The organism is Mesorhizobium xinjiangense, from assembly GCF_009749525.1.
In the GTDB taxonomy this organism is placed as follows: Bacteria; Pseudomonadota; Alphaproteobacteria; order Rhizobiales; family Rhizobiaceae; genus Mangrovimarina; species Mangrovimarina xinjiangensis.
This window is the reverse complement of record NZ_WOAC01000028.1, coordinates 45,345-54,983: the sequence shown is the minus strand read 5'-3', so window position 1 is coordinate 54,983 and position 9,639 is coordinate 45,345. Positions and strand designations below refer to the sequence as shown.

8 protein-coding genes are annotated in these 9,639 nt (G+C 64.3%); 5 read left to right on the top strand and 3 right to left on the bottom strand.

The window, feature by feature from the left end:
• The first annotated feature begins 58 nt into the window (after nt 1-58).
• On the top strand, nt 59-382 hold the full coding sequence (locus tag GM909_RS22760) for a glutathione S-transferase family protein (RefSeq protein WP_157019503.1): 324 nt from the start codon (nt 59-61) through the stop codon (nt 380-382).
• A 9-nt stretch (nt 383-391) separates the two neighbouring features.
• Here the strand turns inward: GM909_RS22760 and GM909_RS22755 are convergent, their stop codons facing one another.
• Nucleotides 392-1,828: an alanine/glycine:cation symporter family protein gene (locus tag GM909_RS22755; RefSeq protein ID WP_157019502.1), complete on the bottom strand. Its 1,437-nt coding sequence runs from the start codon at nt 1,826-1,828 to the stop codon at nt 392-394.
• Between the two features lie 243 nt (nt 1,829-2,071).
• Here GM909_RS22755 and GM909_RS22750 point away from each other — a divergent pair, with 243 nt between their 5' ends.
• A complete protein-coding gene (locus tag GM909_RS22750) occupies nt 2,072-4,369 on the top strand; it encodes a mechanosensitive ion channel family protein (RefSeq protein WP_157019501.1) in 2,298 nt (765 codons plus the stop codon).
• Nucleotides 4,370-4,433: 64 nt separating this feature from the next.
• On the opposite strand, the gene GM909_RS22745 is transcribed toward GM909_RS22750, so the two are convergent.
• Together GM909_RS22745 and GM909_RS22740 are read right to left on the bottom strand one after the other, a co-directional pair.
• Nucleotides 4,434-4,952: a hypothetical protein gene (locus GM909_RS22745; protein ID WP_157019500.1), complete on the bottom strand. Its 519-nt coding sequence runs from the start codon at nt 4,950-4,952 to the stop codon at nt 4,434-4,436.
• Nucleotides 4,953-4,994: 42 nt separating this feature from the next.
• Nucleotides 4,995-5,510 carry a hypothetical protein gene (locus GM909_RS22740; RefSeq protein WP_157019499.1) on the bottom strand — a complete coding sequence of 172 codons (516 nt, stop codon included), beginning with the start codon at nt 5,508-5,510 and terminating at the stop codon, nt 4,995-4,997.
• A gap of 407 nt (nt 5,511-5,917) precedes the next feature.
• On the opposite strand from GM909_RS22740, the gene GM909_RS22735 reads away from it, so the two are divergent.
• The 3 genes from GM909_RS22735 to GM909_RS22725 all read left to right on the top strand — a co-directional run bounded on the left by GM909_RS22735 (nt 5,918) and on the right by GM909_RS22725 (nt 9,635).
• On the top strand, nt 5,918-7,429 hold the full coding sequence (locus GM909_RS22735) for a TolC family protein (RefSeq protein ID WP_157019498.1): 1,512 nt from the start codon (nt 5,918-5,920) through the stop codon (nt 7,427-7,429).
• A 167-nt stretch (nt 7,430-7,596) separates the two neighbouring features.
• Nucleotides 7,597-8,370, top strand: a complete 774-nt coding sequence (locus GM909_RS22730; protein ID WP_235912029.1) for an ABC transporter ATP-binding protein — start codon at nt 7,597-7,599, stop codon at nt 8,368-8,370.
• Nucleotides 8,367-9,635, top strand: coding sequence for an ABC transporter permease (locus tag GM909_RS22725; RefSeq protein ID WP_157019497.1), 1,269 nt, complete (start codon nt 8,367-8,369; stop codon nt 9,633-9,635). Before GM909_RS22730 ends, GM909_RS22725 begins: the two co-directional genes overlap by 4 nt.
• The last annotated feature ends 4 nt before the right edge of the window (nt 9,636-9,639 follow it).

Genomic DNA, 9,639 nt, shown 5'->3' with positions numbered 1-9,639 from the left:
GCCGACAAAACCGACACCTCGTTCATTGCCATCATCCATCTCGCAGCCGCCGTCATAAATTCACGATGAATCTCAACAGGCCTTAGTCGGCGTCGCGCAGGCTCGCGGACAATTGCGTGAGGCTTATGAACTGATCGAGCAGGCAATGGCCAACGCATCCTGGGCGACGGGCGATGATTTCACGCTTGCCGACTGCGCGGCCGCGCCGGCGCTCTTTTATGCCAATACGGTCGAACCGCTGGAAAGCGGGCACGGCAATGTCGCGGCCTATCTCAAGCGCCTCATGGAACGACCTTCCTTTGCCCGTGTCCTGCGCGAGGCCGAACCCTATTTCGACCTTTTCCCGATGGACAAGAAGCCGACAATTGCGCCACCCGCATAACGGGCGCGCTTACCGTGCCGCCTCGGCCCCGCCTTCGGACCAGATCTCCTCGTCGATCTGTCCTGAAAGCTCGGGATAGGCGTCAGCATGGAAGGTCGGCACCAGGCCCTTGCGCTTCTGGTCGAAATAATCCCTGGTCAGTTTCACCACATTGTCCGACAGCATGAGGATGGCGATCAGGTTGATCGTCGCCATCAGGCCCATCGAGGCGTCGGCGGTGTTGAAGACCGTGGCGACGCTCTCATGGGCGCCCCAGATCACCATGGCCATGACGGTGATGCGAAGAATGGCGAGCGGCAGGCGGCTGCCGGCGCCCAGGAAGGCCATCGCGCTCTCGGCATAGGAATAATTGCCGATGATCGAGGTGAAGGCGAAGAAGAAGATCGCGATGGCGACGAAATAGCGGCCGGCCGCGCCGATATGGATCGACAGCGCCTCCTGGGTGAGTTGGGTGCCCGTAACGCCCGAACCGTAATCCAGCGTTCCCGATAGCAGGATCATCACCGCCGTCGCGGTGCAGATCAGGATCGTGTCGATGAACACGCCGAGCGCCTGCACGAAGCCCTGCGAGCAGGGGTGGTGCGGATCGGGCGTTGCCGCGGCGGCGATGTTCGGCGCCGATCCCATTCCCGCCTCGTTGGAAAACAATCCGCGCTTGACGCCGTTGAGCATGGCTGCCGTCACCCCGCCGGTCACGCCGCCCGCTGCCTCCGTGAAACCGAACGCATTTGACAGGATGAGGCCGATGATGCCGGGCACGGCGGTGATATTGACGATCAGCACATAGAGCGCGACCAGCAGATAGGCCACGGCCATGAACGGCACGACGACGCCCGCGACCCGTGCGATCTGGCGAATGCCGCCGAAGATCACGATGCCGGAGAGCGCCGCCACGACGATGCCGACGACCAGATTGGAGACGCCGAAGGCGCCTGCCATCGCGTCGGCGATCGAATTGGCCTGCACCGCGTTGAAGACGAGGCCGAAGGAAAGGATGAGACAGACCGAGAAGATGCCGCCCGCCCAGGGCGCGCCGAGACCGCGGGCGATGTAGAAGGCCGGGCCGCCGCGATAGTCGCCGTCCGCGTTGCGCACCTTGTAGAGCTGGGCGAGCGTCGATTCGGCGTAGGCCGTGGCCATGCCGACGAGCGCCACCATCCACATCCAGAAGATTGCTCCGGGACCGCCGAGATACAGAGCCACGGCGACGCCGGCGAGATTGCCCGTGCCGACGCGCGAGGCGAGGCTGATCGTCAATGCCTGGAACGGGCTGATGCCGGCGCGATCGCTCTCACGGGTCCCGCGCACGGCGCGGATCATCTCGCCGAAACGAACGAACTGCAGAAATCCAAGCCGGAAGGTGAAGAAGACGCCGACGGCGAGCAGGCCGTAGACGAGAACGTAGTCCCACAGGATCGCGTTCAGGAAATCGATGATGGGCGCCATGGTTCGTTCCTTCGTGTCAGGCCGCTCGGGGCGGACATTGTCGGACCCACCATCCGCACGAACTTTGGCCGAGTGAATGCCGGCTGTCCAGTATTGCGGCGCCTGCGTTTACGGCGGTGCGGCCTGTGTGCCCGCGGCGATCGGAGCGGCCGTATCAAATTCAAGTTGAATGAAACGTGCCGCCCCTTCACACTAACGCTCAGGTGCAAGCGCTGGTCGAACCGGCCTGCCGACGGAGGGGACATGATGGACGATAGAATGCAGTCGAAATGGCGCGTTTCTGCAGGGGTGATGCGCAGCGTCGTCATCGTGGCGGCACTCGTGTTCGGTGGGCTTTGGCCCGCGGCGGCACAAACGCAGGATCAGACGACCGCGCCCGCCGTCGAAGGAACGTCGTCCGGTCAGGCCATGACGCCAGAGGCGATCGGCAAGATGGCGTCCGAGATGAGCGAAGCCGAATTCCGGCAATACGTCATCGAGAAGCTCGGACCGCCGCCGGCCGCCGATACACCGGCCGCAGTCACGGCGACCGATCCTCTGCGCCTGACGCTCGACCTGTTCGGCAGTGTCGGCGAGCGCGTGATCACGGCGGTGACGAACCTGCCGGAGATCGCGGCACGGGTCGTTACGGCCGCAAACAATTTCGTCGATCGTCTTGGCTGGTCAGGCGTGGCCTGGTTCGCCCTCGGCGTCGTCGTTGCGATCGGCGCGGGCCTGCTTGCCGAATGGCTGGTCAACCGGTTGGCCGCCCGCTGGAAGCGGGTCGCGGATGCCAAAAGCGAAGACGGAAGCCTCGGCGGCACGTTGCGGGTGCTCGCCGTGCGGTTCGCCCTCGATATGGTGGGACTGATCGCCTTCCTGATCGTCACGCGCGCCGTCGGCCGGGCATTGATTCACGTCGATGCACGGCCGGTGGCGGCGCTGCTTTTGCTCTACGGCGTCGTCGTGCCACGATTTGTCGCCGCTCTTCTGCGTTTCGCTCTGGCGCCCGACCGGCCGGCCTTGCGCCTGGTCAGCACCGACAACTGGACCGCCTCGTTCCTCTATCGAAACCTGGTCGGCATCCTCGTGCTCGTCGGGCTGAGTCTCTTCCTGCTCAACTTCATGCTGATCAACGGCGTCGGCGTGCTTCGCGCCGGTGTCGGTTTCTGGCTCAATCTGGCGATCTTCGTCTGGCTGGGCTGGGTCATCTACAAGGCGCGCGACGGCATGGTGACCATGGTCAGGGGTCTGGACGACGACGCCACCGCCTGGGAGGAGCGCATGGCGCGCGCCTATCCCTGGGCGGCGCTTGTCGTTCTGGGCCTTGCCTGGCTGCTGTTCGAACTGATGGTGGTTGCCGGCTATGGCGACTTGCTGGAAGGCGGCAAGCAGTTCCTGACGCTCGGCATCCTGCTCCTGGCTCCGGCGCTCGACACGATGATCCGCGGTCTCGTGCGTCATCTCGTGCCGCCGATCGCGGGGCAGGGCGCGGTGGCCGAGAAGGCCTATGCGTCAACCAAGCGCAGCTATGTGCGCATCGGCCGCGTGCTGGTGTTCGGCTTCGTCATCTTCGTCGTCGCGATGATCTGGGACCTCGGCGTCACCAGCTTCACCTCCAACGAACTGGGGCAGCGCTTTGCGGCACGCTTCTTCACCTTCCTGATAATCCTGGCGACCGGCTATCTGTTGTGGGAAATTGCGACGCTTCTGTTCAATCGCCAACTCGCCCGGGAGACGACGTCAGATGGCGACCAGCCGGCCGAGGAGCCGGGCGAGAGCTTCGGCGGCGCCGGCGCCACCAGGCTCACCACCGTCCTGCCGCTCCTGCGCATGACGACTCAGGCGACCATCATCGTCCTGACCGCCCTGGTGGCGCTCAGCAATCTCGGCATCGACATCACGGCGCTGGTCGCCGGCGCCGGCATTCTCGGCCTCGCGATCGGCTTCGGCGCGCAGACACTGGTCAAGGACATTGTCTCGGGCATCTTCTTCCTCATCGACGACGCCTTCCGCGTCGGCGAGTACATCGTCGTCGGCAGCACGGTCGGCACGGTGGAGAAGATATCGGTGCGCTCGCTGCAGCTGCGTCACCATGAAGGTCCGGTCCACACCATCCCCTATGGCGAGATCGGCCAGGTGACCAACAATTCGCGCGATTGGGTGATCGTGAAGATGAAATTCACCGTGCCTTTCGACACCGACGTCAACAAGATCAAGAAGATCTTCAAGAAGATCGGCGCCGACATCCTGGAGGAGCCCTATGCCGAGGACATCATCCAGACCTTCAAGTCCCAGGGCGTGGCGAGCGTCGACGATGTCGGCATCGTCGTGCGTGGCAAGTTCATGTCGAAGCCCGGCAAGCAATGGGTGATCCGCAAGGACATCTATTCGCGCGTGCAGAAGGAATTCGCCGCCAACGGCATCCAGTTCGCGCGCCGTGAGGTCCGTGTCGTCATTCCCGACCTCGACAATGGCCAGAACCTCAGCGACGAGCAGAAAGAGGCGGTCGCGGCGGCGGCAGCCGAGGCTGCGGCGCCGCGCGAGCCGACCAAGACGTGATGTACCGAGGGCGCCCTGCGTGCCGCGAACCGTGAAGGACCGCCGGTGGCCGGGCGGAGCGCCCTCAATAGCTGATCGTGCAGGTGTGCGTGATGACGACGGGAACGAGCGGCAGTGCCGGGTCAGGCAGATCGGAGTCGAGCCGGCCCGATATCTCGCATTCCGTCCTGGCCACTCCATAAAGCCGCTCAGAGCCCGATGCGGTGCAGACGCCGCCTTGCCCGTTCTGGGTGCAGTTGACGGTCTTGGGATCGCTGATGAGCGGGACCACCCTGGTGTAGGCGAAGAAGCCGCCATCGGTTGCGCCGACCTGCGTGTTGAGCACCGAAGCCGAGACGTTGCGATAGCCCTCGTCTGTGTCGACCTGGTGGTCCGCAAAGCAGTTGGACTCGGATCCGCCGGACGTTGCGGTGACGATACTTGTCACGGTGTTTCCGACCTGCGTGGTGTTGGTGACACAAGTGTAGCCGGCTTCAACGTCGTGCTGTGTGGCGAGGATGGTCAGTCCGGCCAGCCCGGAAACGGCGACGGCGGCAAGGAGGGAACGGGCCCTGCGATGAAGTTGTTTGTGGATATCGAGCATCATAATTCTCCTTTCTTCCTTCGGGCCCGTTCCGCTCATCGGTCAGTAGTTGATCGTGCACGTGGTGTTGATGGCGACGGGCACCAGCGGGAGCGCGGGATTGGGCAAGGGTTTGCTGGTCCCGCCATCAACCCGGCATTGCACGGAGGCCACGCCGTCGATGGAGCCTGAGTTGGAGGAATTGCAGGCACCACCCCCGGTGGGCGTGGTGCACGTCACCTCGAAATCACTGCCGGATCCTTGCCGCACGGCACGGCTCCGGGCAGTGACGGTCCCGGTCGTGGAGCCGATTTTTGTCGATAGAACGGAGGCGGAGACGGATGTGCTGGACGAACCGGCTTGCGTGCCTGCGACGCAAAACCCGAACGGGCCTCCAAACGTGGCCAGCACGTCGAGGACCACAGAGTTGCCGATCTGCGTGGTGTTGGTGACGCATCCGTAGCCGGCTTGCGCTTGAGTGTCGGTGCTGAAGAACGCCAGGCCGGCCAGGGCGAGGACTGCCATGGTTGCGAAGGCCGGGTGGGCGCGTTGGGTGATCTGTTTCAGGATGTCGAACATTGCGGTTCTCCTTGAGCTAATGCCCCCATTGCTTCGAGTTCTCTCCGTCAGGGTGGGGCCCGTCAGAGGCCATTGATCCAGGCCATCGGCCGGTCACAGGCTGCGGACGGGATTGCCATGACGCACCTCGCCTGTGCGGTCGCCGATGGTCGTCGGCCGGCAGGGAACGCAGGACGTCGATCTTCACAACTCGGAATACGCGCACGCCGCCTGGAGCTTCGGTCGGATTTCGACCGTCGGCGAAAACAACTAATACGAGAATATGTTTAACAATACGTCGTGTAGATTGTAGAGTCAATTTCCGATTGCAGGCTGGATATTGATTTAATGGCAGCTAATTCTTCAACAACTCATGCAATTCGAGATTGCCCGTGTTCCATCCTTGCTGCTTGAGTTGGATTGGCGCGGTGTCGCTCATTGCGTTGCAGGTGGGTGCCGCAGTCGCGCAGTCCGTGCCGGTGCCGACGCCGCGACCGGACCCCGATGCGCTCGAGGCCGTTCCCACTCCCACACCGCGCCCCGCTCATGTGCCGCCAGCATCAAGTGAAGCCGGATACGCCTCCGATCCCCGCTTCACGCTGTCGGGCACACCAATGTCCCTGGCCGATGCCATCTTTCTGGGGCTGCGCCAGAACCGCAGCATCAAGAGCGCCTATATCAACCGGGTGGCGCAGAAATTCTCGCTGAAGGTTGCGGAAGACCGCTTCACGCCGCAATTCGCCATCGCCGGAAGTGCCGCCCGGCATAGGATTGGCGATGTCGACTCCACCACGATCGACGTCTCGCCCGGCGTCTCCGTTCTGGCGCCGACCGGCGCCGTTTTCGATTTCGCCTGGAACAATTCGGCTTTCCTGGGCGAGAGCGAGCGCACTCTTTCCTCGATCGCGGAACTGAGCGTCGAGCAGCCGCTGCTGCGCGGCGCCGGGGTGAGGGTCAACACCGCGCCCGTGCGCACTGCGCGCCTTGGCGAGCGCATCAACCGGCTGCAATTGAGCGCGACCGTGTCGGAAACCGTCGCCTCGGTCATCTTTTCTCACCGCGACCTGCTGTTGGCGCAGGAGGAACTGGCGCTCGCCAAGGCGGCCGTGGGGCGGGCCGAGGAGCTGGTCGGGATCAATGCGGCGCTGATCTCCGCCGGCCGGATGGCCGCAGTGGAATCCGTCCAGGCCGAGGCTGACCTGGAAAGCCAGAAGCTGCGCCTCCTGCAGGCTGCGCAAGGCCTCGACAATGCGCGTTTCGCCCTGCTCGACCTTTTGGGGCTCGATCTGAATTCGAAGATCGTCGCGCGCGAAAATCCGACCCCGAAACGGATCAGCCCGCAGGCCGACAAGCTGATGAGCGTGGCGCTGATGAACCGGCCTGACTATCTGGGGCAGCTTTACGCGATCGAGCAAAGCCGTCTCGGCTACGAAGTGGCCGAAAACGAACAATTGTGGGATATCGACCTGTTCGCGCGCGGCCGATTAGGGCGGGAATACGCCGATGTCGCGCCGACCCGGCGCGTCGCCGACATCACGGCTGGGCTGCGTTTCGACATACCGTTCAACGATCTGTCGCGCCGCCAGCAACTCGTCAATGCCGGCACCGATCTGCGCTCCGCCGAACTGCAACTGGCCGTCATACGCTCGGGCATCGAAATGCAGATCCTCAGCACCGTGTCGGAAATCGAGATCCTGTGGCAGCAGCTCGGCATCGCCCGGCGTTCGCACGAATTGGCGCTGGAAGCGGTCGACATCGAACGGACAAAGCTCAGCGCCGGCCGGTCATCGACCTTCGAGGTGCGCTCTCTCGAAAACGATCTGCGCGCCAGCGAGATCCGGTTGCTCCAGGCGCGGGTCGGCTATCTCAATGCGCTGACAAGGCTCGATCTGCAATTGGGCACGACGCTCAAGACTTGGGAGATCGATCTGCGCGACTGATGCAGGAGGGATCCGGAGTAAAGGCGGATCTGGCCGTGCCGATGTCGCTGATTTCATGGATCATGGGTTGTATATGTGATATCAGTACAATCTTGTCGGGTGGCTACGGCACCGCCGGCCGGAGAGCGGCCCGCATTGCGTGCTAAGGAGGTTGGATCAAGTTGCTCATGCCGCACACTGCTGATCCGGTCCGCGAAAGACAAATGGAGACGAGCGCGGCGGTGCGCGAGGGCAGGGCCGAGCCCGGGCGCGGCGGCATCGCGCTGCGGCTTGAAGGGATAAGCAAGGTCTACGGCGCCGGCCAGCGACGCGTGACGGCGCTCGACAATCTCACGCTTTCCATCGGCGCGGGCCAGCTGACCGCCATCATGGGCAGCTCGGGCTCCGGCAAGACGACGCTGCTCAACATCATGGGGCTGCTCGATGCGGCGAGTGCGGGCTCCTACCATATGGGCGGCCGCGAGACCGCGCGCCTGTCGTCCGACGAGATGGCGATACTGCGCAAGCGATCGATCGGCTTCGTTTTCCAGTCGTTCAATCTCCTGCCCCGGCTGACGGCGCTCGACAATGCCGCGCTGCCGCTGATCTATCACGGATTGCCGCGCCGCCGTCGCCGCGAACGCGCGGCGCGCCTGCTTCAGCATGTCGGCCTGGCGGACCATCTCGGCCACACACCGGCACAGCTTTCCGGCGGCCAGTGCCAGCGCGTCGCCATCGCCCGCGCCCTCATTGCGCGGCCGGCCCTGCTTCTGGCCGACGAGCCGACCGGCGCACTGGATTCGCTCACGGCCTCGGAAATCCTGCGCCAGTTCAGCCGCGTCAATGACGAGTTCGGGGTCACGGTCGTCATCATCACGCATGATCCGCTCGTCGCCGATCATTGCCGCAGGCGGGTGACGGTTCGCGACGGGGCGATCCTCGCAGACGGGGCAACACCATGAACGAGGCCCGATCCATGATGTTCACTGCCTTTGGCGCCGAACACGGGCCAGGCATGCCATCGCACCGGGGCCCGCACATGGCGCTGGCGGTGCTGCGCGAGATCCTGCGCGATTCCATCGGCAATCTGGGGGCGGGGCGATCGCGCACCATCCTTTCGGTGATCGGCATTGCGATCGGCACGGCGGCCGTCATTGCCATGCTCGAGATCGGCCACACCGCAAGGCAGCACGCCATTCGCCTCTATGAAGCGATCGGCGTGGATTTCGTACTGGTGCGCCTCGATGCCAATCGTGCCGGCGCTCCCTTGGGCTTTGCTGCAGCGCGACACCTTGCCGATGCCGGACTGGGCCTTGATGCCGTGGCGCCGCTGGCGGTCGGGCACGGCCAGGCCGTCAGTGCAGGAACGCAGGTGCCGGTCAGCCTGGTGGCGGCCGGGCCGGAGCTCTTCACCTTGACCGAGATGGCCGCCGCCACCGGCCGCGTCGTGACCGAACGCGACGGCCCGGCGCTTTTTGCCGTTGTCGGAACCGATATTGCCGGGGCGATCACGCGTTCCACTGGCCGGCCCCCCGTCGTCGGCGATCACATCCGTGCCGGCAGCGCCGTCATGACCATCGTCGGCCGATTGGCCGAAACACCGATCAACCCACTCATCGGCATCCAGTTCGACCGCGCCGCGGTGGTGCCTGCGTCGGCGGCAAGGCGTGTCATGCCGTTCGACGGCGTGACCCAGATCATTGGCCGCCTCACGCCGGGCTTCGACAGCGAACGCATGAGCGAGCGGGTGCGGGCCTATGTGCACCGCCATACACGCGGCGGCGACGCGACCGTCATGGTCAGCGCCGAGCTTATCGAGAATGTCGAGAAGCAGATGCGGATCTATCAGATCCTGCTCCTGGCGATCGGCAGCGTCTCCCTTGTTGTCGGCGGCATCGGCATCATGAATGTCATGCTGATGAGCGCGCTGGAAAGGCGTGCGGAAATCGGCCTCAGACGGGCGATCGGCGCGCGTGCCGGCGAGATCCGCGCCATGTTCCTCGCCGAATCCGTCATGCTGTCGACGTTCGGTTCGGCCTGCGGACTGATCCTCGGCATGGCGATCGGCTATGTTTTCGCCCGCCTTTCGGGATGGCAGTTCGTCGTTGCACCGTCGGCCGTGCCGCTCGGCATCGGCATGGCGCTTGTCGTCGGATTGTTCTTCGGCAGCTATCCGGCCGCGCGGGCCGCCGCCGTCAGCCCGATCGAGGCGTTGAGAGCCACGTGACGCG

Bases quoted from the DNA above. Each gene is read 5' to 3' on its own strand.
- GM909_RS22755 (WP_157019502.1), bottom strand. From the start codon at position 1,828: ATGGCGCCCATCATCGATTTCCTGAACGCGATCCTGTGGGACTACGTT.
- GM909_RS22750 (WP_157019501.1), top strand. From the start codon at position 2,072: ATGATGGACGATAGAATGCAGTCGAAATGGCGCGTTTCTGCAGGGGTG.
- GM909_RS22745 (WP_157019500.1), bottom strand. From the start codon at position 4,952: ATGCTCGATATCCACAAACAACTTCATCGCAGGGCCCGTTCCCTCCTT.
- GM909_RS22740 (WP_157019499.1), bottom strand. From the start codon at position 5,510: ATGTTCGACATCCTGAAACAGATCACCCAACGCGCCCACCCGGCCTTC.
- GM909_RS22730 (WP_235912029.1), top strand. From the start codon at position 7,597: ATGCCGCACACTGCTGATCCGGTCCGCGAAAGACAAATGGAGACGAGC.
- GM909_RS22725 (WP_157019497.1), top strand. From the start codon at position 8,367: ATGAACGAGGCCCGATCCATGATGTTCACTGCCTTTGGCGCCGAACAC.